Raw genomic sequence first — 22,142 nt, 5'->3', positions numbered from 1 at the left:
GCGGCTCGGAGCGCGCCGGTCAGCCGGCGGTCCAGTCGAGCAGCTCGTCGGCCGTCCAGGTGTTGACCACCCGGTCGGGGTCGACGCCGGTCTCGACGGCGCGCTCGCAGCCGTTGCCCTGCCAGTCCAGCTGGCCGGGGGCGTGCGCGTCGGTGTCGATGGCGAACTGGCAGCCCAGCTCGACGGCGAGGGACAGCAGCCGCAGCGGCGGGTCCAGCCGCTCGGGCCGGGAGTTGATCTCGACGGCGGTGCCGTGCTGCACGCAGGCGGTGAACACGGCCTCGGCGTCGAAGGCGCTCTCCGGTCGGGGCCGCTGCCGCCGTCCCTCCCGCTGCTCGCGGGGGATCAGCAGCCGCCCGGTGCAGTGCCCGAGGACGTCGGTGTGCGGGTTGGCGACCGCGGCGAGCATCCGCTCGGTCATGGCCGGGGACTCGGCGCGCAGGTCGGAGTGGACGCTGGCCACCACGACGTCGAGCCGGCCGAGCAGCTCGTCGGTCTGGTCGAGGCTGCCGTCGACGTTGATGTCGCACTCGACGCCGGTGAGGATCCGGAACGGCGCGAGCTCCGCGTTGAGCTCGGCGACGACGTCGAGCTGGCGCTCCAGCCGCTCCGCCGTCAGCCCGTTGGCCACGGTCAGCCGGGGGGAGTGGTCGGTCAGCGCCATGTACTCGTGGCCCAGCCCGATCGCCGCCTCGGCCATCTCGCGGATCGGGCTGCCGCCGTCGGACCAGTCCGAGTGCGTGTGCAGGTCGCCGCGCAGGGTGGCGCGGAATTCGGCGACGTCGTCGGCCAGCGGCACGAGCTCGGAGTGGGCCTCCTCGAGGCGCGCCAGGTACTCCGGCACCTCTCCGGCGTGCGCCTGCACGATCGCGGCGCCGGTCTTGGGGCCGATGCCGCGGAGGTCGGTGAGCGTGCGCGTGCGGATCCGCCGGTCGAGCTCCTCGGGCCCGATCGTGTCGACGACGGCCGCCGCGGTGCGGAACGCGGCGACCCGGTGCGTGGGCTCGCGGGCGCGCTCCAGGAGGAAGGCGATCCTCCGGAGCGCGGCCGCGGGTCCGAGGGGGGTGCTCAGCTGGCCTTCCTCGCCTTCCTGGCGGTCTTCTTCTGGGCCTTGGCCGCGCGCCGGGTGGCCTTCTCGTAGTTCTTCTCCGTCGACTCCGCGGCGCGCTTCGCGGCGCGGCGGGCCCGGTAGCCGACCGACGGGCGGCCCTCGGTGTCGACGGCGGCGATCAGCAGGCCGCCGAGCAGGCCGGCGTTCTTGAGGAAGTTCGACAGCTGGCCGAAGCGCTCCTCCGGGTCCTCGTGCTCCCAGAATCGGTGGCCGGCGAAGGTCGTCGGGACGATGCTGCCGGCCAGCGCGAGCGCGCTCAGGCGGGGCAGCTTGCCGAGCGCGAACAGCGCGCCCGCGCCGACCTTGATGCCGGCGTCGATCTTGACCCACTGCTCGGTGTCGCGCGGCACCTGGACCGGCAGCTGCTGGTCCGCCGTCCTGGTGATCGTGTCGACCACCGGCTGGGCTCCGGGCACGCGGGTCTGCGGGTTGCGCAGGGTGTCGACGCCGCCGTAGAGGAACGACGCTGCGAGCAGGGGCCGGGCGATCCGGCGGACCAACATGGATGACCTCTTCCGTCGATGGGGCGTTCGGCGTGTCCCATGCCCAGGCGGTGGTGCGGGACACCTGATCGGAACCTAGTGATCAGCACCACCCCGCGCTCGGTCAGTGCGCCCGCCGGTCGCGGGCGCGATGATCGGCCGGTGCACCCGTCGGCCCGTCCGCAGCGGCGGCCCGCGTGGTGGGTGCTCCTGCTCGGGCTGGCCGCGATCGTCCTCTTCGGGGCGGCCCTCGGAGTGCGGGTGCACTGCGGGACGGGGCACTGCGCCGGGTCGGCCGCGCGCCGGTTGCTCGACCTGGACGCGGTCGGCGGGCTCCCGCGGCTGTTCACCACCGGCGTCCTCGTCGCCGTCGCGGTGCTCGCGGGCCGCGCGTGCCGCCGGGCCACCGGCCGGGTCCGGTTGTGGTGGGCGGCGGTCGCGGCCGCGGGGCTGGCGCTGGCGGTCCTGAAGCTGGCGAGCGCGCACTCGCTGGTGGAGACGGAGACGTCCCTGCTGACGACGCTGCTCCTCGGGCTCGCCGTCGCCGTCCCGTCGCTGGGGCTGCTGGCGGGGGCGGGACGGGCGTGGGGCGTCGCCGCGACCGCCCGGGTGGTGGCCGCGCTCGCGGGCTACGCGATCGTCGCCCTGGGCCTCGACGTGCTCACCCACCTGGTCAGGCTGCTCGCGGGTCGTGCCGGGGCCGTGCCGGCGACGTTCGTCGAGGAGCTGGGCGAGGCGCTGGCCGCGGTGGCGGTCCTGGCGGTGGTCCGGTCCGGGACGGCCCTCGCGCGCCCCGGCCGGTGAGCCGGCCCGCGGCCGCAGCGGGGCGCGGGGTCAGGACGTGCGGCTGCAGTACACCGTCAGCGGCGCGCGCTTGCCGAACACGAACGACGACGCCGCCTCGCCCGTCTCGCCGTCGTACGCGACGCGCTGCGGGCCCGACCACAGGTGCACGTGCAGCTCCGGCGTCGCGGAGGTGGCGTAGCCGGAGCTGCGGTCGCTGATCCCGAGCAGGGCGCCGAGCACCGCCCGCGTGCGGCTGAACGGGACGTCGGCGCGCAGGTACTGCACGTCGAGCAGGCCGTCCTCCAGCCGCGGCCGCCACGCCGGCGCCAGGCCGCGGGGGGTGTACCGGCAGTTGCCCACGAACAGGATCCAGACGTCGACCGGGCGCCCGTCGAGCACCATCGACACCGGCGTCCCGCGGCGCAGCACCTGCGCCGCGGCCACCGCCGTCGCGGTCCACCGGCCGAGCCGGCCCTCGAGCGCGTCGCGCCGCCGCACGAGCTCCGGGTAGACGCCGATGCTCGCGGTGTTGAGGAACGGCACCCCGTTGACGTCGGCGACGTCCACGCACACCGCCTGCCCGGCCGTCACCGCGTCGGCGGCGTCCTCGAGCGTCTCGACCCCGAGGTCGCGGGCGAAGTGGTTGAGCGTCCCCGCGGGGAGGACGGCCAGCGGCAGCCCGGCGTCCAGCGCGACCGCCGCGGCGGCCGCCACGCTGCCGTCCCCGCCGGCCACGCCGAGCGCCGTCGCGCGCCCCGACCGCGCGGCCTCCTCCAGCAGGTCGCCCACGCCGCACCCCTCGGACGCCGTCAGCACCTCGGCGCGGGGCAGCAGGCGCCCGATCTCCTCGGCGGGGTCGTAGCCCTCCGGCCCCGACCGCGGGTTGACGGCGACCACGAGGCCCTCGCCGTCGGGCAGCGCGGGGGCGCTGCTCCCGGGCCGCACGCGCGCCGGCTCGGTCGGGCGCACCGGCCACCACCGCCGGCCGGCCAGCGCCACGCCGGCCCCGATGGCCAGACCGGAGACGACGTCGCCCGGGTAGTGCACGCCCACGTGCACCCGCGAGTAGCCGACCGCCACCGCGAGCGGAGCCAGCGCGGCCCCGGCCAGCGGGTTCTCCAGGGCCACGCCGGTGGCGAAGGCGGCCGCCGACGACGAGTGGCCGCTCGGGAACGAGAACGTGTCCGGGGCGCGGCGCAGCTTCCGGTGGGTGGCCAGGTTCGCGAGGTCCGGCCGCACCCGGCCGAACAGCCGCTTGAGCACGGCGTTGACCACGCTGCTGGCCACCGCCAGCGAGCCCACGCCCCGCACCGCGCTCCGCCGCAGCGACCCGGGGCGCAGCCCGAGCACCAGGGCGACCGCGAACCAGAGCTTGCCGTGGTCGGCCGCCCGGGACAGCCGCCGCAGCCAGCGGTCGGCCGGGCTCGCGGGCAGCGCGCCGACGGCGGCGTGCAGCCGGGCGTCCCAGTGGCGCAGCCGCAGCGGGGTCACCCGCGGGACGCTAGTGGAGGACGCCTCTGCCCCCCACCGCTCGCGGGCCCGCGGCGGGATCCTGCACGGGAGCCTCAGGCCTTCCGGCGGGCCCGGTAGGCGGCGACGGTCGAGCGGCTGGCGCAGGTGTTCGAGCAGTACCGGCGGCTGGCGTTGCGCGAGGTGTCCACGTAGACGTCGTCGCAGCCCTCGGCCGAGCAGACGCCGAGCCGCTGCCACCCGTGCTGGGCCACCACCTGGGACAGCCCCATCGCCACCGTCGTCGTCAGCTGCTCGAGCGCGGAGGCGTCGGGGCGCGCGTAGTGCAGGTGCAGCTCGCCGTCGTGGTCGGTGGCGTAGGGGTGCGGCCGGGCCAGGGCGAGCAACTCGTTGAGCCGGGCGATGACGTCGTCCTGCGTCCCGGCGACGGCGACCGCGCGCACCAGCTCGGCGGTCGCGCCGGCGCGGCGGGTCTCGGCGGGGGAGAGCTCCAGCGCCGTCTCGGGGGTGAACCACTCGTCGTGGGCGCGCAGGAACGCCACCGCCCAGTCCGGGTCCGCCGCGCGGTCGGCGTTGGCCAGGTCGATGGCCAGCTCCACGGCATTCGACCCGTAGGTGTCGTAGTCCATGTGACTCCCTACCGCCCTGCTATCGTCGTAGGGGGTCAACGGGTCTTGACCCCCTACTGTTCCTCTTTCGCGATCTTCTGAAGTGAGTTCCGTCGTGCGTTCGTACCTGTCCGTCTGGCGCCTGCCGTCCGCCCCCGTGCTGCTGCTCGCCGGCTTCGCCGGCCGGCTGCCCTCGGCGATGGTCCCGCTGGCGCTGCTGCTCATGGTGCAGCAGCAGACCGGTTCCTACGCCGCCGCCGGCCTCGCGTCGGCGACCTACGGCCTCGCGATGGCCGCCATGGCGCCGGTGCTCGGCCGGCTCGCCGACCGGCGCACCCCGCGCCCGGTCCTGCTCGCGCAGGCCGGCGCCTATCCGCTGCTGCTGGCCGTGCTCGTGGCCGTCGTCCTCGGCGGCGCGCCGATCGCGGTCGTCGTCGCCGCGTCGGGCGCGGCCGGTGCCGCGACGCCGCTGGTGTCGGGCACCGTGCGGGCGCTGTGGTCGCGGGTCGACCCGCGGGTGCGCGGCACCGCCTTCGCCCTCGACGCCACCGCCACCGAGCTGGTCTTCGTCGCGGGCCCCACGCTGGTCGCGACGCTCGCCGTCCTCACCGGCCCGGCGTGGGCGCTCGGTGTCGCGGGCGTGCTCGCGGTGGCCGGCGCGCTCGGCATCGCGACGTCGGCGGCGCTGCGCGGCTGGGTGCCCGTGCCGGCCGCCCAGCGCACCAGCCCCTTCGCCACCGTGCTCGCCCCCGGCATGCCGCGGGTGCTGGTCAGCGGCTCGGCGCTGATGCTCGGCTTCGGCGCCCTCGAGGTGGCCATTCCCGCGTTCGCCGACGCCGCCGGCTCGCCCGGGATGTCGGGTCTGCTGCTGGCGCTGTGGTCGCTGGGCTCGGTCGCCGGCGGCCTGTGGTTCGGCGCCCGGGTGGTGAGCGCCTCGCTGCCGCGCCAGTACCGGTGGCTGCTGCTCGGCGTCACGATCGGCCTGGCGCCGCTGGCCGCGGCGTCGAGCCCGTGGGTGCTCGGCGCGCTGCTGTTCCTCGGCGGGACGGCGATCGCGCCGACGCTCACCGTGCAGAACTCGCTGGTCGGCGCGCTCGCTCCGGCACACGCCACCACGGAGGCCTTCACCTGGCTGTCCACGATGGCCACCGGCGCCTCGGCGGTCGGCGCAGCGCTCGGCGGGGCGCTCATCGACGGCCCGCACGGGGTGACCGGCAGCCTGGTGCTGGCGGTGGCCGGCGCCGCCGTCGCGGTGCTGGTGACCCTGCTGCCCGGCCGCCGCGCGGCGTCGTCCCCGCGGGAGCGGGTGGCCGTCTGAGCCCCGCCCTCCCGGCCCGGACCCCCCCCCGGGCTGGGAGGGCCCCGGAGGCCGCTGGTAGTCTCTTGGCCGGTGGTTCCGGGGGGACTCGGACCCCGGGAGGCTTCGCCTAGTCCGGTCTATGGCGCCGCACTGCTAATGCGGTTTGGGTTAATCCCCATCCCGGGTTCAAATCCCGGAGCCTCCGCTCACGACAACTGCACAGCACGCATGCGTGGCCCTTCGGCCGCGGATCCCGTGCTCAGCGCAGCGCCCGGTCCCCGACCGGGCGCTTCTGCTTCCCCGCCGGCCCTCCCGGGTCGTGCCACCGGGACGGCCGCCGCCGGCGCCGCCCGGCGCCTCATCCCCGGCGGGGGAGGCGCGGCGCCGCCGCGGGAGCTCTCATGGCGCCATGTGCCGCTGGCTCGCCTACTCGGGGAACCCGGTCCTGCTCGAGGACCTGCTCTACCGGCCGGCGAACTCGCTGGTCGTGCAGAGCCTGCACTCACGGCTCGGGGTCGAGACGACCAACGGCGACGGCTTCGGCGTGGGCTGGTACGACGGCCGGCCGCGGCCCGGGCTGTTCCGGAGCACGGATCCGGCCTGGAACGACCGCAACCTGCAGGAGCTGGCCGCGCACGTGGAGGCCCCTCTCGTCGTCGCCCACATCCGGGCCTCGACGGGGACGGCGGTCCAGCAGACCAACTGCCACCCGTTCCGCCACGGCAACTGGCTGTGGGCGCACAATGGCGCCCTGGCCGACTTCCCCCGGGTCCGGCGCGACCTGGCCCTGGCCGTCGCCCCGGAGCTGTTCGCCGGGATCGAGGGCTCCACGGACTCGGAGCTGTTCTTCCACCTCGCCCTCACCTTCGGCCTCCAGGAGGACCCGCCCGCCGCGGTGGCCGAGGCCGTGGGGCTCATCGAGGAGGTCGGCCGGCGGCACGGGATCGACTTCCCGGTCCAGATGACCGTGATCACCACCGACGGCGAGACCCTGTGGGCCTTCCGGTACTCGACCGAGGGGCGGTCGCGGTCGCTGTTCACCAGCACCGACGTCTCGACGCTGCGGGCCCAGTACCCGGACAACCCGCTGCTGCGCCGGGTGACCGACGACGCCCGGCTCATCGTGTCCGAGCCGCTGGGAGACCTCCGCGGCGCCTGGCACGAGGTCCCCGAGTCCAGCTGCGTGGTCGTGCGCGGCGGCCGGCAGGAGGTCCTCCCCTTCACCGCCGCCGTCCCGGCGATGGCCTGAGCCCGGACCCTGCGAGGAGCGCGCATGACGCGGTGCCGGCCGGCGCGGCAGTGGTCCCGGTGACGTCCTCCCCGGTGCCGGTCACCCCGCCGACCGGAAGTGCGAGCGCCGCGGGGATCCCCGGAGCGGCGGCGACGACCATGGGCGTCGAGGAGGAGTTCTTCCTCCTGCGACCGGACGGCACGGCCGCCTCCCTGGCGCCCGAGCTGCTGCACTCCCTGCCCCGTGAGGTGCGCCTCCAGGCCGAGCTCATGCAGTTCCAGATCGAGAGCACCTCGCAGACGCGGACGGACCTGCGCGACGTCGCGGCAGACCTCGCCGGCACCCGGCGCGTCGTGGCCGAGGCGGCCGGTGGGTACGGCGTCCACCTGGTGGCCAGCGGCACCCCGCCCTCCGGCGTGCCCGGGCGCGCCGCGGTCACGGCCTCGGCGCGGTACCGGCTGATGCTGGACCGGTGGAGCCCGGCGGGGGAGGACGTCACCTGCGCGACGCACGTGCACGTGGGCGTGCCGTCCCGGGACCTCGGGGTGGCGGTGGTCCAGCGGGTGCACGGGTGGCTGCCGGTGCTGCTGGCGCTCGGGGCCAACTCACCGTTCTGGCGCGGCCGGGACACCGGCTGGGCCAGCTACCGGCACGCCGTCCTGCGGGCCTGGCCGACGGCCACGCTGGCCCCGCGGCTGCTGGACGCGGCGGCGTGGGACGCGGCGGTCGCCGAGCGGATCACCGCCGGGGACGCGCTCGACCCGGCCAGCGTCTACTGGTTCGCCCGGCTCTCACCGCGCTACCCGACCGTCGAGATCCGGGTCGCCGACGCCGCGCTCACCGTCGCCGAGGCCGTGCTGCTCGCCGGCCTCTGCCGTGCGCTCGTGGTCACCGCCCTGCAGGACGCGGTCGCCGGCCGCCCGCCGCCGCAGCTACCGGATGCGACGGTGGCGGCCTCGGTCGTCGCCGCCGCGCGGCGCGGGCTCGGCGGGCTGCTCCTGGACCCCGCCAGCGGGCGGTGGACGCCCGGGCGTGACGTGCTGCCCGGCCTGCTCGAGCACGTCGGGCCGGCACTCGAGGAGGCCGGGGACACCGTCCTGGTGCGCCGGCTGCTGGAGGCGCGCCTCGCCGCGCGCTCGGGCGCTGCCCGGCAGCGGGCCCTGCGCCGGCGGGTGGGACCGGGGGCTCTCGTGCCGTCCCTCGCCGCGGCGACCCTGGCGGGTGAGCCGGTCGGGTACGAGCCCCCTGCTCCCCGGACCCCGGTCGACTGAGCCGGCGGACCGGAGGGGCGTCGGGGTGGGCGCCGGGCAGGCCCCCGACGGCGGTCCGACGGCACCCGCTACACTCGTTCCGTGCCGCTCGCGCGGTGCCGCACCCGTAGCTCAACGGATAGAGCATCTGACTACGGATCAGAAGGTTAGGGGTTCGAATCCCTTCGGGTGCACGTCTTGGTTGAGACACCGCCACGGCCCCGCTCCTGACACAGGAGCGGGGCCGTGGTGTTCCTCACGCCCGCGCGCGCCGCTCGGTCCGCGCCCGGGCCCGCGCATGCGCCCGGGTCAGCAGGTCGCGCACCGTCGCCGCCGTCCGCGGCCCCGGGTCGACCACGCAGACCCAGCCGAGCCCGCCGTAGACGGGGTGCGCCAGCACGGTGTCAGCCTCGTCCGGGGCGGGCTCGTCGTCGCCGGCCGGCTCCCGCGGCGCCCGCCCGACGAGCGCGGTGAACTCCGCCCGCCCCATGCCGACGTTCACCCGGAACGTCCCGGGCCGGTCCAGCCGCGAGGACCGGTCGCCGGGCTGGTCCTTCGTCACGACCGTCGCGAACGGCAGGGTCCGCGGCACGACGCCGTCGGGCGCCCAGTAGAGGAAGACGTCGCCCCAGGCCGCCTCCGGCGAGCCGTCGCCGGGCCCCGGCCGCAGCACCAGGACGCCGCCCAGCGCGGTGACGTGCTCGATGATCTCGTCGATGCCCACGCCTTCGAGCGTGGCATTCAGGTGCTCGTGGAGGGTCGGGCCCGAGGGGACGAGGAGGAACCGGTGCGGAGTCTCCAGCCGGGCCTGCGCACGGTCGACGTCGCCCGGCGGGCCGGGTGCTCGGTGCAGCACGTGCGCGACCTCGAGGCCGAGGGCGTGCTGCCCCCGGTCGGGCGCACCGCGTCGGGGTACCGCACCTTCACCGAGGAGCACGTCCGCGCGGCGCTGGCCCACCGCGCGCTCGCCGCCGCCGTCGGGCCGGCCCACGCGAAGGAGCTGGTCCGCGCCGCCCACCGGGACCCGCCGGGGCTGCTCCGCCTCCTCGACGCCGCCCACGCCCGGCTCGACACCGAGCGGCGCGACCTGGCCCTCGCCCGCGAGGCCGCGGAGCTGATCGCCGGCGAGCCGATCCGGGACGTGCGGCCCTCGGACGCGATGGGCGTCGCCGAGCTCGCCGCGGCCCTGGGCGTGCGCCCGCCGACCCTGCGGCACTGGGACGCCGAGGGGCTGGTCAGCCCGCGGCGGGGGGCCGGCGAGGCCCGCCGCTACTCGCCGGCCGACGTCCGGGACGCCCGGATCGTCCACCAGCTGCGCCGGGCGGGGTACCGCATCGGCCCGCTGCGCGAGCTGGTGCCGCGGTTCCGCCAGGCGGGCCGGCACGACGACGTCCTCGCCGCGCTGGCCGCCCGGGACGCCGACGTCGACGCCCGGTCCCGGGCGCTGTTCGAGGGGACCGCCGCGCTCGCCGCGCTGCTCGGCACGGGAGCCGGGGGAGGAGGTCGAGGGGCGGGGGGCCGGTCCTGACGGTCTGGCCGCGTTGGTCGGTCCACCGAGCTGTCGGTGGCCACTCGATTGCCGGCTGCCCCCGCCCACGTCCACTGTGAGCCCGGTCACACGGGCCGTCAACCCCGCCCGGGCGTGTCCCTCAGCCCTCCGTGCCCCGCGGGACGACGACCACCGGGACCGGTGCGGCGCGCACGATGCGGGTCGCCGTCGAGCCGAGGAACACCCGCGCCAGCGGGCCCAGCCGGGACGAGCCCACGACCAGCAGGTCGCCGTCGGACCACCCCGCGGCGGACACCGCACCGGGCCACCCCGCGCCGCGCGCCACCGCCGTCTGCGGCGGGCCGGGCAGGCCGGCGGCCACCCGGTCCAGCTCCTCCCGCGCCTGCACGGCCCACGCGGAGCTCACCTCCCGCTCGACGTGCAGGCCGGTCTCCGAGGGCAGCATCGGATCGCGCTCGGGCGCGAAGGTGAGCAGGCGCAGCGGCACGTCCCAGGCGGCCGCGGTCCGCTGCGCCCAGGCGAGCGCGGCGCGGGAGCGGTCGGTGCCGGCCCACGCGCAGCTCAGCCGGGTCACCCGCCGTCCCGGCGCGCCCGCCCGCGCGGCCAGCGCCAGCGGCACGGGCGAGGAGCGCAGCAGGTGCTCGGGCACCGGGCCCTCCCGGCCGAGGACCAGCAGTGTCCCGCCGACCTGCTCCACCACGGAGACCAGCCCGGCCGGCACGGAGGTCGCCTCGACCGCGACCGTCCGCACCTCGGCCACGCCGGCCTCCCGCAGGTCGTGCGCGGCCCGGCCCTGGCGGGAGCGCACGAGTTCGGTGACCCACGTCCGGTACTCGCGGTCCACGCGGGGGTCGAAGAAGCCCCGGGCGGTCACGGTGGCGACCACGACGTCGTCCCCGCCGGTGCGGGCGAGCGTCGCGGCCAGGCGCAGGTGGGCCTCGTCGCGGTCCTCCAGTTCGGCGGCGTGGCCGACGACGAGGGTCACCGGGGCGTCCGCAGCGCCGAGTGGGTGCGGGCGTAGGTGACGTAGACGACCGCGGCGACCGCCAGCCAGCCGGCGAACAGCGCCCAGGTGATCCCGGGCAGCCCCCAGATCAGGTAGAGGCAGAAGGCCACCGACAGCACCGGCACCACCGGGAAGCCGGGCACCCGGAAGCCGCGCGGCAGGTCCGGCTGGGTGCGGCGCAGCACGACCACCCCGATCGACACGACGGTGAAGGCGACGAGAGTGCCCATGCTGGTGAGGTCGACGAGGAAGTCCAGCGGGACGAACCCGGCCAGCAGGCCGACGAACAGCGCGACGGCGACCGTGCCGCGCACCGGGGTCAGCGTGTGGCGGTCGACCCGGCTGAACAGCGACGGGACCATGCCGTCCCGGCTCATCGCGAACAGGATCCGCGTCTGGCCGTACATGGTCACCAGCGTCACCGAGAAGATCGAGACCACCGCCCCGGCGGCCAGGACGATCGCGGGCCAGCGCGACCCGGTGACGTCCTCGAGGATCACCGCGAGGCCGGCCTCCTGCCCCTCGAACGCGCCCGCCGCCTGCGCGCCGACCGCGGCGAGCGCGACCAGCAGGTACACCGCCGTCACCACGACCAGCGCGCCGACGATCGCCCGCGGCAGCGTCCGGCGCGGGTCGCGCACCTCCTCGCCGGCGGTGGAGACGGCGTCCAGGCCGATGAAGCTGAAGAAGATCGACGACGCCGCGACGCTGACCCCGGCCACCCCGAGCGGGGCGAACGGCGTGAGGTTGCCGGCGTCGAAGGCGGTGAAGGCGACCGCGGCGAAGAACAGCAGGACGCAGACCTTGAGCACGACCATGACCGCGTTGGCCCGCGCGGACTCGCTCGCCCCGCGGACCAGCAGCAGCGCGCACAGCGTCACCAGCACGATCGCCGGCAGGTTGACCGCGCCGCCTGCGCCGGGCGCGAACGACAGCGACTCGGGGACGCGCACGCCCAGCAGGTCGTCGAGCAGCTCGTTGAGGTACTCGCTCCAGCCCACCGACACCGCCGCCGAGCTGACCGCGTACTCCAGGACCAGGCACCAGCCGACGACGTAGGCGACGACCTCGCCGAGCGTGGCGTACGCGTAGGAGTACGACGAGCCGGCGACCGGGATGGTGGAGGCGAGCTCCGCGTAGCAGAGCGCGGTGAACCCGGCGGTGACCGCCGCCAGCACGAACGAGACGACGACGGCGGGGCCGGCCTCGGGCACCGCCGTGCTCATCACGAAGAAGATCCCGGTGCCGATGGTGGCGCCGATGCCCAGCCCCATGAGCTGGCCGACGCCGAGGCGGCGGGCCAGCGCCCCGCCCTCGGGCTCGGCGGCGCCGGTCTCCTCGACCATGAGCGCGACCGGCTTCCGGCGGAACAGCTGGGAGCGCACGGTGGCAGCACTCACGCGGACCTCCTCGGCGGCGGGTCGACCGCGCCCACCGTGCGCCCCTGCGGCAGAAATGGCCATTTCTGCCACACAGGTCCTCACCCCACCCGGCGGAGCACCTCCGGACCCAGCTCGGCGACCGAGGTGTGGCCGGTGAGGCCGAGGGTCAGGTCGAACTCGCCGAGGACGTCGGAGACGACCTGGCGCACGCCGGCCTCCCCGGCCAGGCTCAGGCCCCAGGCGTAGGGCCGGCCGAGCAGCACCGCCCGCGCGCCCAGGGCGACGGCGACGAACGCGTCCGCGCCGCTGCGGATGCCGCTGTCCAGCAGCACCGGAGCGCGGTCGCCGACCGCCGCGACGACGTCGGGCAGTGCGTCCAGCGCGGAGATCGAGCGGTCGACCTGCCGGCCCCCGTGCGTGCTCACCACGACGCCGTCGACGCCCTCGTCCAGCGCCCGCCGGGCGTCGTCGGGGTGCAGGATCCCCTTGAGCAGGATCGGCAGCCGGGTGCGGGCGCGCAGCCACGCGAGGTCGGCCCAGGTGATCGAGGGCCGCGAGTAGATGGCCTGGAAGGTCTCGACGGCGGCCCGCGGCAGCGGCGAGCGCAGGTTCTCCCGCAGCGGCCCCGGCCAGGCGCGGGCCATGCCGACCATCGCCAGGACCGCGGCCAGGGTCGGGCGCGGCTGGCGGTCCCGGCCGGCGGCCTCCCCGGCCTGGGCGGGCGCGGCGTCCCCGGCCTCGGCCACGCGCCGCTCCACCAGCCCCCGGAACACCGGGTCGGAGGTGTACTGCGCGATGCCCTTGCCCAGCGCGAACGGCAGGTGGCCGAGGTCCAGGTCGCGGGGGCGCCAGCCGAGCATCGTGGTGTCGAGCGTGACCACCAGCGCCTCGCAGCCGGCCGTCTCGGCGCGCCCGACCAGGCTCTCCACCAGCTCGTCGGAGGTGGACCAGTACAGCTGGAACCAGCGCGGCGCGTCGCCCATGGCCCGCGCGCAGGTCTCCATCGGCACCGACGCCTGGTTGGAGAAGACGAACGGCACGCCCAGCGACGCGGCGGCCCGGGCGACGGCGAGGTCGGCCTCCCGGTGCACCAGCTCCAGCGCGCCGACCGGGCCGAGCAGCAGCGGGGCGGGCAGCCGCCGGCCGAACAGCTCGACCGAGGTGTCCCGGGCGCTCACGTCGCGCAGCACCCGGGGGACGACGGCCCACCGGTCGAACGCGGCGCGGTTGGCCCGCTGGGTGGCCTCCTCCCCGGCGCCGCCGGCCACGTAGGCGTAGGCGCGGGCGGTCAGCCGCTGCCGGGCCCGGCGCTGCAGCGGCCGCGCGGTGGTGGGCACCAGCGGCGTGCGCCCGTACACCCCGGCGCGGTAGACCTCGTTCTGACGGCGGCGACCGGTCCCGGCTGCTGAGTCCACGGGGTCACCGTAGTGACCCGGCTCACCGGCCCCGCCCGCCCCTCGCGCCACCCGCCGCGACGACACGCCGGGCCGTTCGTCGCGACGCGCCGTCGACCCGTCGTCAACGGACGCTCACGGACCGCATCATGGGGGAGCGCCGCCGCCGGGACCACCGGTGCCGCGGCGTGCACGACCGCTCGAGGGGGAAACGTGCCGGTCGGGTCCGTGCCGAGGCGCACGCCCCGCCCCGTCGTGCCGACGGGGCCCGCTCTCCTGTTCGCCGTGTCCGGCCTGCTGGCCGGCTGGGTGGCGCTGGCCGGCCCCGCGCTGGCCGCCGACGACCCGGCCCGGCCCGACGCCCGCGTCACCCACGGGCCGAGCTGCCGCCCCGGCGGGGTCGCGGTCGAGGTGACGGCGGGGACGGTGGCCTACGCGGTCACGCTGGCCACCACGCGCAGCCCGGACGGCGAGGACTCCGCCGAGCTCGCGCCCGGCGAGACCGTGGTGCTGCGGACCGGCGACGTCGACTGGGGGGAGACGGTCGACAGCCGGCTGGAGTACACCGCGCTCGACGGCTCGGGGACGGCGTACACCGACGAGCTCGACGGGTTCTCCTTCACCCGCCCGGCCGAGGAGGACTGTGCGGCGATCACCGCGCCGTCGCCCCCGGAGCTCCCCGCGGCCCCGATGCCGACCCCCGTCCCGGAGCCCGGCGTGCCCGCGGACGAGGCCGTGCCCATGCCGGTGCCCGGCCTGCCCGTCCCCGAGCCCGCGCCCGGCGCCCCCGCCGACGGCGCGCCGGCCCACGCCTCGGTGTCGGCCTCGGCCGACCAGGTGGCGGCCGGCGGCGAGGTCGTGCTGAGCGCGGCGGGCTTCGGCGCGGGGGAGGAGGTCACCGTCAGCGGCGCCGACGGCACCGTCCTCGGGACCGCGGCGGCCGGCCCGGACGGCACGGCGGAGGTGGTCGTCCGCATCCCCGCGGGCGGCGTCCCCGGGCCGACGACGCTCGAGGTGGTCGGCGCCGACAGCGCGCGCACCGCCGCGGTGGACCTGCGCGTCGCCGCGGCGCAGGGGCCGGTCGACCCCGACCCGCTGCCGCTGCCCCTCGTGGCGGCCGGCCTGGCGCTGGTCACGACCGCCACCGGGCTGGTGCTGGCCGCGGGCCGGCGGCACCCCGCGGACCCGACCGGGAGCGCTTGAGGCGGACCTGGGCGACGATGGGGTGATGCGCCCCGACGACGTGCTGACGACCGGGATCCCGGCCGACCCCGCGGCACTCGCCGGGACCGCACCGGGGGCCGCGGAGACCTGGCTGCGGATCGTGCAGGTGCACGACCGGATCACCCACCGGGTCGACTCCGCGCTGCACCGCGAGCACGACCTGTCCCTCACCGGCTTCGAGGCGCTGCGGCGGATCGCCGAGGCGCCCGGCGAGCGCGCCACGATGGGCGAGGTCGCCGAGGCCCTCGGGCTGTCCCGCGCCGGGGTCACCAGCACCGTCGGCCGGCTGGTGGAGCAGGGCCTGGTCGTGCGCGAGCGGCGGCCGGGGGACCGGCGGCTGCTGCACGCGCGGCTCACCGACGCCGGTCGTGAGCGGGTCCGCGCCGCCGCGGCCACCCACGACGAGCTCGTCGCGCACCTGCTCACCCTCCTGGGTGACGACGCCGCCGTCGTCACCGACGCGCTCGCCCGGGTCTCCGCGGCCACCCGCATCCGCCGCTGAACAGCGGTTTCCCCTCCGACGCCCGCCCCAGTGGATTCCCGTGCTCGGGAACTTCAAGCCCGTAGTGTTTGCGGGCCATCGCGCCCGGGCAGGGCGCGATCATGTCCGTGAGCTGCACCGTCGTCGTGCCGACCATCGGCCGGCCGTCGCTCGACGTGCTGCTCGACGCCCTGGCCGCCATGCCCGGCCCCCGCCCGGCCGAGCTGGTCGTCGTCGACGACCGCCCCGCCGGGTCCTCCCTGGCGGTCGACCGGCCCGGCCTCCCGCCGGTCCGCGTCGTCCGCACCGGCGGCGGCGGGCCGGCCCGCGCGCGCAACCTCGGCTGGCGCACCGCCCGCACCGGGTGGATCGCCTTCCTCGACGACGACGTCGTCCCCGACCCCGACTGGTACGAGCGGCTGGCGCAGGACCTCGCCGACCTCCCCGCCGACGTCGCCGGCAGCCAGGGCCGGGTGCGGGTGCCGCTGCCGGAGGACCGCCGGCCCACCGACTGGGAGCGCGGCACCGCGGGCCTGGCCACCAGCTCCTGGATCACCGCCGACCTCGCCTACCGCCGCGCCGCGCTGGCCGCCGTCGGCGGGTTCGACGAGCGCTTCCCCCGCGCCTTCCGCGAGGACTCCGACCTGGCGCTGCGGGTCATGGACACCGGCAGCCGGCTGGTGCGCGGGCAGCGCTGGATCACCCACCCGGTCCGGCCCACCGACCGGTGGGTGAGCGTGCGCGTGCAGGCGGGCAACGCCGACGACGTCCTCATGCGCCGGCTGCACGGCCCGACCTGGCGGCAGCGCGCCGACGCCGCGGTCGGCCGCCGGCCGCGGCACCTCGCCGTCACCGCCGCCGGCCTCGCCGCGCTCGGCCTGGCCGCCGCCCGCCGTCCCCGCGCCGCCGCGGCCGCGGCGCTGGCCTGGGCCGCCGGCACCGCCGAGTTCGCCTGGGCCCGCATCGCGCCCGGCCCGCGCGACCGGGCCGAGGTGACCACCATGGCGCTGACCAGCGCGGCCATCCCGCCGCTGGCCACCTGGCACTTCCTGCGCGGCGCGGTGCGGCACCGCCGCGTGACCCCGTGGCGCGGGCTGCCCGACCTGGTGCTGTTCGACCGCGACGGCACGCTGGTGCACGACTTCCCCTACAACGGCGACCCCGACTGGGTCCGCCCGGTCGACGGCGCCCGCGAGGCGCTGGACGCCCTGCGCGCCCGCGGGGTCCGGGTCGGGGTGGTGAGCAACCAGTCCGGCGTGGCCCGCGGGATCGTCACCCGCGACCAGGTGGACGCCTGCATGGCGCGGCTGGCCGAGCTGCTCGGGCCGTTCGACACGCTGCAGGTCTGCCCGCACGGCCCCGAGGACGGCTGCGACTGCCGCAAGCCCGCACCGGGGATGGTCAAGGCGGCGTGCGCCGAGGTCGACGTCGACCCGGCGCGGACCGTCGTGATCGGGGACATCGGCGCCGACGTCGGGGCCGCCGCGGCCGCCGGCGCGAGCGGGGTCCTGGTGCCCACGCCGGTCACCCGCCGGCAGGAAGTCGACGCCGCGCCGCGGGTGGCCGCCACGCTGACCGCCGCGGTCGACGACGTCCTGGCCGGCCGGTGGTGACGCCCCGCCGGGGCACCGTCCTCGTCGCCCGGCTGGACAACGCCGGCGACGTCCTGCTGCAGGGGCCGCTGGTCCGCGCCGTGGCCGCGGCCGCCGAGCGGGTGGTGTTCCTCGCCGGCCCGGCCGGCGCCGAGGCAGCCGCGCTGCTGCCCGGCGTCGACGAGGTCTGGACCTGGGCCTGCCCGTGGATCCTCGGCGACCCGCCGCCGGTCGACGCCGCCGACCTCGCCGCGCTCACCGAGCGGGTGCGTGCGCTGGCGCCCGACGCGGCGGTGGTCAGCACCTCGTTCCACCAGTCCCCGCTGCCGCTGGCGCTGCTGCTGCGCACCGCCGGCGTCGCGCGGATCTCCGCGACCAGCGTCGACTACCCGGGCTCCCTGCTCGACGTCCGGCACCGGGTCGACGACGACCTGCCCGAGCCCGAGCGGGCGCTGTCGCTGGCCCGCGCGGCCGGCTTCGCCCTGCCCGACGGCGACGACGGCCGGCTCGCGGTGCGCCGCCCGCTGCCGCGCACCGGTCACGAGCCCGGCTACGTGGTGCTGCACCCCGGCGCCTCGGTGCCCGCCCGCGCCTGGCCCGCGGAGCGCTGCGCCGAGGCCGTCGAGGCGCTCGCCGACGCCGGCCACCGGGTGCTGGTCACCGGCGGGCCGGGGGAGCGGGCACTCACCGCCGCGGTCGCCGGCACCCGCGGGACCGACCTGGGCGGGGCCACCAGCCTGCCGGAGATGGCCGCGCTGCTCGACGGCGCCGCGGCCGTCGTCGTCGGCAACACCGGCCCCGCGCACCTGGCCGCCGCCGTCGGCACGGCGGTCGTCTCGCTGTTCAGCCCGGTCGTCCCGGCGGTCCGGTGGGCGCCCTACGGGGTCCCGACCGTGCTGCTCGGCGACCAGGACGCGCCCTGCCGCGACACCCGGGCCCGCGTGTGCCCGGTGCCCGGCCACCCCTGCCTCTCGTCGGTGAGCGCCGCCGACGTCGTCGCCGCCGTCGAGAAGGTGATCGCCGCATGAGGGTCCTGGTCTGGCACGTGCACGGCTCCTGGACGACGGCGTTCGTCCAGGGCCCGCACGAGTACCTGGTCCCCGTCACCCCCGACCGGGGGCCCGACGGGCTCGGCCGCGCGCGCACCTGGGACTGGCCGGCGTCGGCCCGCGAGGTGACGCCGGAGCAGCTGCGCGACGAGCACGTCGACGTCGTCGTGCTGCAGCGCGTGCGGGACCTGGAGCTGGTCCGCGAGTGGCTGGGCCGCGAGCCCGGCCGGGACCTGCCGGCGGTGTTCCTCGAGCACAACGCCCCGGGCCTGGAGGAGGGCGCCGCGCCGGTGCCGTACACCCGGCACCCGCTGGCCGACCGCGACGACGTCCCGATCGCGCACGTCACCCACTTCAACCGGCTCTTCTACGACAACGGCCGCGCCCCGACGACGGTGATCGAGCACGGCATCGTCGACCCCGGCGAGCGCTGGACCGGCGAGCTGGCCCGTGCCGCCGTCGTCACCAACGAGCCGGTGCGCCGCGGCCGCACGGTCGGCGCCGACCTGCTGCCCGGGCTCGCCGCCGCCGCGCCGGTCGACGTCTTCGGGATGGGCCTGGCCGGGCTGCACGAGCGGTACGGGCTCGACCCGGACCGGGTCGCCCTGCACGACGACCCGCCGCAGGCGGCGATGCACACCGAGCTGGCCCGCCGCCGGGTTTACGTGCACCCCGTCCGCTGGACCTCCCTCGGGCTCTCCCTGCTCGAGGCGATGCACCTGGGCATGCCGGTGGTCGCGCTGGCGGCCACCGAGGTGGTGGAGGCGGTGCCGCAGGGCGCCGGCGTGCTGTCCACCCGGCCCGAGGTGCTGTGGGACGCGGTCCGCACCTACCTGCACGACGAGGACGCCGCCCGGCTGGCCGGCAAGGCGGCGCGCGCCGCCGCGCTGGACCGGTACGGGCTTCCCCGGTTCCTCTCCGACTGGGACACCCTGCTCGAGGAGGTCACCCGATGAGGACGCACCGGGGTACCGGCGCACCGCTGCGCATCGACCTGGTCAGCGAGCACGCCTCGCCGCTGGCGGCCATCGGCGGCGTGGACGCCGGCGGCCAGAACGTGCACGTCGCCGCGCTGGCCGCGGGCCTGGCCGCGCGCGGCCACGAGGTCACCGTGCACACCCGCCGCGACGACCCCGACCTGCCCGACGAGGTGCGCACCGCCGACGGCTACGCGGTCAGCCACCTCACCGCGGGGCCGGCCGAGGCGCTGCCCAAGGACGACCTGCTCGGCCACATGCCGGCGCTGGCCGCCGCGCTGCGCGCCCGGTGGGCGGTGCGGCCGCCGGACGTCGTGCACGCCCACTTCTGGATGAGCGGGCTGGCCGCCGTCGAGGCCGCCGGCAGCCTGCTCACGCCGGTGCCGGTGCTGCAGACCTTCCACGCCCTCGGCTCGGTCAAGCGCCGCCACCAGGGCGGCGCCGACACCTCCCCGGCCGGGCGGATCGAGCTCGAGCGGGACCTGTGCGCGACGGTCGACCACGTGGTGGCCACCTGCAGCGACGAGGTGTTCGAGCTGCGCCGGCTGGGCCTGTCCCGCGACCGCGTGTCGATCGTCCCGTGCGGCGTCGACACCGCCGTGTTCACCCCGCGCGGCCCGGTGGCACCCCGCTCGGGCCGGCCGCGGCTGCTGGTGCTCGGCCGGCTGGTGGAGCGCAAGGGCCAGGAGGACGCCGTCCGCGCGCTGGCCGCCGTCCCGGACGCCGAGCTGGTCGTCGTCGGCGGACCGCCGGCCGGCGCGGTCGACGCCGACCCCGAGGTCCGCCGGCTGCGCGCCGTCGCCGCGGAGGTCGGCGTGGCCGACCGCGTGTGCTTCGCCGGGTCGGTCGCCCGCGCCGACGTGCCCGCCTGGGTGCGCTCGGCCGACGTCGTCCTGGCCGTGCCCTGGTACGAGCCGTTCGGCATCACCCCGCTCGAGGCGATGGCCTGCGGCCGCCCGGTGGTCGCGACCGCCGTCGGCGGGCTGCAGGACTCCGTCGCCGACGGCGTCACCGGCGACCTCGTGCCGCCCCGCGACCCGGCCCGGCTCGGCGAGGTGCTCGCCGCGCTGCTGGCCGACGACGCCCGGCGCGCCGCCTACGGCGCGGCCGGCGTCCGGCGGGCCCGCGCCCGCTACCGGTGGGCCCGCGTGGCCGCCGACACCGAGGCCGTCTACCGGCAGGTCCTGTCCACCCGGCGTCCCGTCGAGGCCGTCCGATGAGCGCCCCTGGAGGCTCGATGAGCGTCGCCCCCCACCATGCCCACGAGAGCACTGCCGGCGGGGTCGTCTCGCCCGACTCCTGCACGCACCTCACCGGCCGCGACCACGTCGCGTCGCTGCACGCGGCGATGCGCAGCCTCGACGCCTCGGTCGACACCCTCGACCGCTGGGGCCGGCTGCTGGCCGACGTGCTGTGCGGGGAGTCCCGCGGGCGGCTGCTGGCGGCCGGCAACGGGGGGAGCGCCGCGCAGGCGCAGCACCTCACCGCCGAGCTGGTGGGCCGCTACCGCGCCGACCGGCCGCCGTTCTCGGCGATCTGCCTGACCGCGGAGACCTCCTCGCTCACCGCGATCGCCAACGACTACCCGGCCGACGAGCTGTTCGCCCGCCAGGTCGAGGCGCACGGCCGCGCCGGCGACGTCCTGGTGCTGCTGTCCACCTCCGGCCGCAGCCCGAACGCCGTCGCCGCCGCCCGCCGGGCCCGCGAGTGCGGCATCACCGTCCTGTCGATCACCGGCCCCGCGCCGAACCCGCTGGCCGCGGCGTCGGACGAGGCGGTCTGCATCGACTCCCCGTGGACGGCGACCGTGCAGGAGTGCCACCTGGTCGCGCTGCACCTGCTGTGCGCCGCCTTCGACGCCGCGGTGCTGGCCGAGCCCGCCCGCGTCCCGCAGACCCGGCTCGGGGTGGCCCGGTGAAGCCGCTGGTGGTCGTCGGCGACGCGCTGCTCGACGTCGACCTGGTCGGCACCGCGTCGCGGCTCACGCCCGACGCGCCGGTGCCGGTGGTCGAGGACCTGGAGACCCGCGAGCGCCCCGGTGGCGCGGCGCTGGCCGCGGTGGTCGCCGCCCAGGCCACGAACCGCGAGGTCGTGCTGGTCGCCCCGCTCGCCGACGACGACGGCGCGGCCCGGCTGCGCGCGCTGCTGGCCGGGCGGGTGCGGCTGGTCGCCGTCCCGGCCACCGGCGGCACCGCGGTCAAGCGGCGGGTGCGCGTGGGCGACCACTCCGTCGTGCGCCTGGACAGCGGCGCGCCCAGCGTCACCCTCGGCGAGCTGCCCGAGGAGGCGCGCGCGGCCGTCCGCGACGCCGCCGCGGTGCTGGTCGCCGACTACGGCCGCGGCACCACCGCCGACCCCGCCGTCCGGGCGCTGCTGGCCGAGGCCGGCGGGCCGGTCGTCTGGGACCCGCACCCCCGGGGCGCCGACCCGGTGCCCTCGGTCCGGCTGGTGACGCCCAACGGCTCCGAGGCCGCCCGCGTGGCCGCCGACGTGCCCGCCGACGGCGACGGCCTGGCCGCCGTCGGGGCGCGGGCCGAGGCGCTGATCCGGCACTGGGGCGTGGGCGCGGTCGTGGTGACCCTCGGCGCCCGCGGCGCGCTGCTGTCCTACGGCGAGGGCGCACCGATGGTGGTACCCGCCGTGCCGGTGACCGGCGGCGACCCGTGCGGCGCCGGCGACTCCTTCGCCGCCGCCGCGGCGCTGGCCCTCGCCGACGGCGCGGTGACCGGGGAGGCGGTGGCCGCGGCGGTCGCGTTCGCCGGCCGGTTCGTCGCCGCGGGCGGGGCCTCGGCGTGGGACGCCGCCGCGGTGCCGGAGCCCAACGTGGCCGCCGAGGACGGCGTGTCCGCCCTGCTCGCCCGCGTGCGCGCCACCGGCGGCACCGTGGTGGCCACCGGCGGCTGCTTCGACCTGCTGCACGCCGGGCACGTGGCCACGCTGCGCGCCGCCCGCGGGCTCGGCGACTGCCTGGTCGTGTGCATCAACTCCGACGACTCGGTGCGCCGGCTCAAGGGCCCCTCCCGGCCGCTGGTCACCGCCGCGGACCGCGCGCGGGTGCTCGAGGCGCTGGCGTTCGTCGACGCCGTCGTGGTGTTCGACGAGGACACCCCCGCCGAGGTGCTCGACCGGCTGCGGCCCGACGTGTGGGCCAAGGGCGGCGACTACGCCGGCGCCGACCTGCCCGAGGCCGCGGTGCTGCGGCGGTGGGGCGGCCAGGCCGTCGTCCTGCCCTACCTGGACGGCCACTCGACCACCGCCCTGGTCGAGCGCTCCCGGGTCTAGCGGCAGA

At 77.5% G+C, this 22,142-nt stretch carries 21 protein-coding genes and 2 tRNA genes; 15 read left to right on the top strand and 8 right to left on the bottom strand.

Annotation, left to right across the window (positions count from 1 at the left end; all coding sequences use genetic code 11):
- Positions 1–19 precede the first annotated feature (19 nt).
- Together ACI79L_RS04645 and ACI79L_RS04640 are read right to left on the bottom strand one after the other, a co-directional pair.
- Positions 20–1,072, bottom strand: a complete 1,053-nt coding sequence (locus tag ACI79L_RS04645; protein ID WP_456935780.1) for a PHP domain-containing protein — start codon at positions 1,070–1,072, stop codon at positions 20–22.
- Entirely contained in the window at positions 1,069–1,614 is a 546-nt protein-coding gene (locus tag ACI79L_RS04640; protein WP_456935643.1) for a DoxX family protein, read from the bottom strand. The genes ACI79L_RS04645 and ACI79L_RS04640 overlap by 4 nt, the downstream gene beginning before the upstream one ends.
- A 141-nt stretch (positions 1,615–1,755) precedes the next feature.
- Between ACI79L_RS04640 and ACI79L_RS04635 the strand changes: the two genes are divergently transcribed.
- Positions 1,756–2,397 carry a hypothetical protein gene (locus tag ACI79L_RS04635; protein ID WP_456935642.1) on the top strand — a complete coding sequence of 214 codons (642 nt, stop codon included), beginning with the start codon at positions 1,756–1,758 and terminating at the stop codon, positions 2,395–2,397.
- 30 nt (positions 2,398–2,427) lie between these two features.
- On the opposite strand, the gene ACI79L_RS04630 is transcribed toward ACI79L_RS04635, so the two are convergent.
- Entirely contained in the window at positions 2,428–3,870 is a 1,443-nt protein-coding gene (locus tag ACI79L_RS04630) for a phosphatase PAP2 family protein (RefSeq protein ID WP_456935641.1), read from the bottom strand.
- 74 nt (positions 3,871–3,944) lie between these two features.
- A complete protein-coding gene (locus ACI79L_RS04625; protein ID WP_456928309.1) occupies positions 3,945–4,478 on the bottom strand; it encodes a CGNR zinc finger domain-containing protein in 534 nt (177 codons plus the stop codon).
- A gap of 94 nt (positions 4,479–4,572) precedes the next feature.
- Between ACI79L_RS04625 and ACI79L_RS04620 the strand changes: the two genes are divergently transcribed.
- From ACI79L_RS04620 to ACI79L_RS04600, 5 genes are all read left to right on the top strand, one after another.
- Positions 4,573–5,775, top strand: a complete 1,203-nt coding sequence (locus ACI79L_RS04620) for an MFS transporter (RefSeq protein ID WP_456935640.1) — start codon at positions 4,573–4,575, stop codon at positions 5,773–5,775.
- A gap of 98 nt (positions 5,776–5,873) precedes the next feature.
- A tRNA-Ser gene (locus ACI79L_RS04615) sits at positions 5,874–5,962 on the top strand.
- 204 nt (positions 5,963–6,166) lie between these two features.
- Entirely contained in the window at positions 6,167–7,006 is an 840-nt protein-coding gene (locus ACI79L_RS04610; RefSeq protein ID WP_456935639.1) for a class II glutamine amidotransferase, read from the top strand.
- A gap of 140 nt (positions 7,007–7,146) precedes the next feature.
- Entirely contained in the window at positions 7,147–8,259 is a 1,113-nt protein-coding gene (locus tag ACI79L_RS04605; RefSeq protein WP_456935638.1) for a carboxylate-amine ligase, read from the top strand.
- A 100-nt stretch (positions 8,260–8,359) separates the two neighbouring features.
- A tRNA-Arg gene (locus ACI79L_RS04600) sits at positions 8,360–8,432 on the top strand.
- Between the two features lie 62 nt (positions 8,433–8,494).
- On the opposite strand, the gene ACI79L_RS04595 is transcribed toward ACI79L_RS04600, so the two are convergent.
- On the bottom strand, positions 8,495–8,962 hold the full coding sequence (locus tag ACI79L_RS04595; RefSeq protein WP_456935637.1) for a DUF6194 family protein: 468 nt from the start codon (positions 8,960–8,962) through the stop codon (positions 8,495–8,497).
- Between the two features lie 63 nt (positions 8,963–9,025).
- Between ACI79L_RS04595 and ACI79L_RS04590 the strand changes: the two genes are divergently transcribed.
- Complete coding sequence (locus ACI79L_RS04590; protein WP_456935636.1) at positions 9,026–9,766, top strand: MerR family transcriptional regulator; 741 nt, start codon at positions 9,026–9,028, stop codon at positions 9,764–9,766.
- A 121-nt stretch (positions 9,767–9,887) separates the two neighbouring features.
- On the opposite strand, the gene ACI79L_RS04585 is transcribed toward ACI79L_RS04590, so the two are convergent.
- The 3 genes from ACI79L_RS04585 to ACI79L_RS04575 form a co-directional block, all read right to left on the bottom strand.
- A complete protein-coding gene (locus ACI79L_RS04585; RefSeq protein WP_456935635.1) occupies positions 9,888–10,733 on the bottom strand; it encodes a universal stress protein in 846 nt (281 codons plus the stop codon).
- On the bottom strand, positions 10,730–12,154 hold the full coding sequence (locus tag ACI79L_RS04580; RefSeq protein ID WP_456935634.1) for an amino acid permease: 1,425 nt from the start codon (positions 12,152–12,154) through the stop codon (positions 10,730–10,732). The genes ACI79L_RS04585 and ACI79L_RS04580 overlap by 4 nt, the downstream gene beginning before the upstream one ends.
- A gap of 80 nt (positions 12,155–12,234) precedes the next feature.
- Positions 12,235–13,551: an alpha-hydroxy-acid oxidizing protein gene (locus ACI79L_RS04575; protein WP_456935633.1), complete on the bottom strand. Its 1,317-nt coding sequence runs from the start codon at positions 13,549–13,551 to the stop codon at positions 12,235–12,237.
- Positions 13,552–13,815: 264 nt separating this feature from the next.
- On the opposite strand from ACI79L_RS04575, the gene ACI79L_RS04570 reads away from it, so the two are divergent.
- From ACI79L_RS04570 to rfaE2, 8 genes are all read left to right on the top strand, one after another.
- Positions 13,816–14,733, top strand: a complete 918-nt coding sequence (locus tag ACI79L_RS04570) for a hypothetical protein (RefSeq protein ID WP_456935632.1) — start codon at positions 13,816–13,818, stop codon at positions 14,731–14,733.
- A 25-nt stretch (positions 14,734–14,758) separates the two neighbouring features.
- Positions 14,759–15,256, top strand: coding sequence for a MarR family winged helix-turn-helix transcriptional regulator (locus ACI79L_RS04565; RefSeq protein WP_456935631.1), 498 nt, complete (start codon positions 14,759–14,761; stop codon positions 15,254–15,256).
- 101 nt (positions 15,257–15,357) lie between these two features.
- Positions 15,358–16,848, top strand: coding sequence for an HAD-IIIA family hydrolase (locus tag ACI79L_RS04560; protein WP_456935630.1), 1,491 nt, complete (start codon positions 15,358–15,360; stop codon positions 16,846–16,848).
- Complete coding sequence (locus ACI79L_RS04555; protein ID WP_456935629.1) at positions 16,845–17,855, top strand: glycosyltransferase family 9 protein; 1,011 nt, start codon at positions 16,845–16,847, stop codon at positions 17,853–17,855. The genes ACI79L_RS04560 and ACI79L_RS04555 overlap by 4 nt, the downstream gene beginning before the upstream one ends.
- The gene (locus ACI79L_RS04550; protein ID WP_456935628.1) at positions 17,852–18,832 is read left to right on the top strand and encodes a glycosyltransferase; all 981 of its coding nucleotides are present in this window, start codon (positions 17,852–17,854) and stop codon (positions 18,830–18,832) included. The genes ACI79L_RS04555 and ACI79L_RS04550 overlap by 4 nt, the downstream gene beginning before the upstream one ends.
- A complete protein-coding gene (locus ACI79L_RS04545) occupies positions 18,829–20,073 on the top strand; it encodes a glycosyltransferase (protein ID WP_456935627.1) in 1,245 nt (414 codons plus the stop codon). Before ACI79L_RS04550 ends, ACI79L_RS04545 begins: the two co-directional genes overlap by 4 nt.
- 17 nt (positions 20,074–20,090) lie before the next feature.
- Positions 20,091–20,771, top strand: a complete 681-nt coding sequence (locus ACI79L_RS04540) for a D-sedoheptulose-7-phosphate isomerase (protein WP_456935626.1) — start codon at positions 20,091–20,093, stop codon at positions 20,769–20,771.
- The gene (gene rfaE2, locus ACI79L_RS04535; RefSeq protein WP_456935625.1) at positions 20,768–22,135 is read left to right on the top strand and encodes a D-glycero-beta-D-manno-heptose 1-phosphate adenylyltransferase; all 1,368 of its coding nucleotides are present in this window, start codon (positions 20,768–20,770) and stop codon (positions 22,133–22,135) included. The genes ACI79L_RS04540 and rfaE2 overlap by 4 nt, the downstream gene beginning before the upstream one ends.
- Positions 22,136–22,142 lie beyond the last annotated feature (7 nt).

The sequence above is a fragment of the Geodermatophilus sp. SYSU D00684 genome, assembly GCF_054050455.1.
The sequence above is the reverse complement of the archived record's forward strand: the minus strand, read 5'-3'. Positions and strand labels throughout refer to the sequence as shown.

Coding starts and splice junctions, on each gene's coding strand:
- ACI79L_RS04565 (WP_456935631.1), top strand. CDS start 14,759: ATGCGCCCCGACGACGTGCTGACGACCGGGATCCCGGCCGACCCCGCG.
- ACI79L_RS04610 (WP_456935639.1), top strand. CDS start 6,167: ATGTGCCGCTGGCTCGCCTACTCGGGGAACCCGGTCCTGCTCGAGGAC.
- ACI79L_RS04640 (WP_456935643.1), bottom strand. CDS start 1,614: ATGTTGGTCCGCCGGATCGCCCGGCCCCTGCTCGCAGCGTCGTTCCTC.
- ACI79L_RS04550 (WP_456935628.1), top strand. CDS start 17,852: ATGAGGGTCCTGGTCTGGCACGTGCACGGCTCCTGGACGACGGCGTTC.
- ACI79L_RS04560 (WP_456935630.1), top strand. CDS start 15,358: ATGTCCGTGAGCTGCACCGTCGTCGTGCCGACCATCGGCCGGCCGTCG.
- ACI79L_RS04540 (WP_456935626.1), top strand. CDS start 20,091: ATGAGCGTCGCCCCCCACCATGCCCACGAGAGCACTGCCGGCGGGGTC.
- ACI79L_RS04625 (WP_456928309.1), bottom strand. CDS start 4,478: ATGGACTACGACACCTACGGGTCGAATGCCGTGGAGCTGGCCATCGAC.
- ACI79L_RS04605 (WP_456935638.1), top strand. CDS start 7,147: ATGGGCGTCGAGGAGGAGTTCTTCCTCCTGCGACCGGACGGCACGGCC.
- ACI79L_RS04545 (WP_456935627.1), top strand. CDS start 18,829: ATGAGGACGCACCGGGGTACCGGCGCACCGCTGCGCATCGACCTGGTC.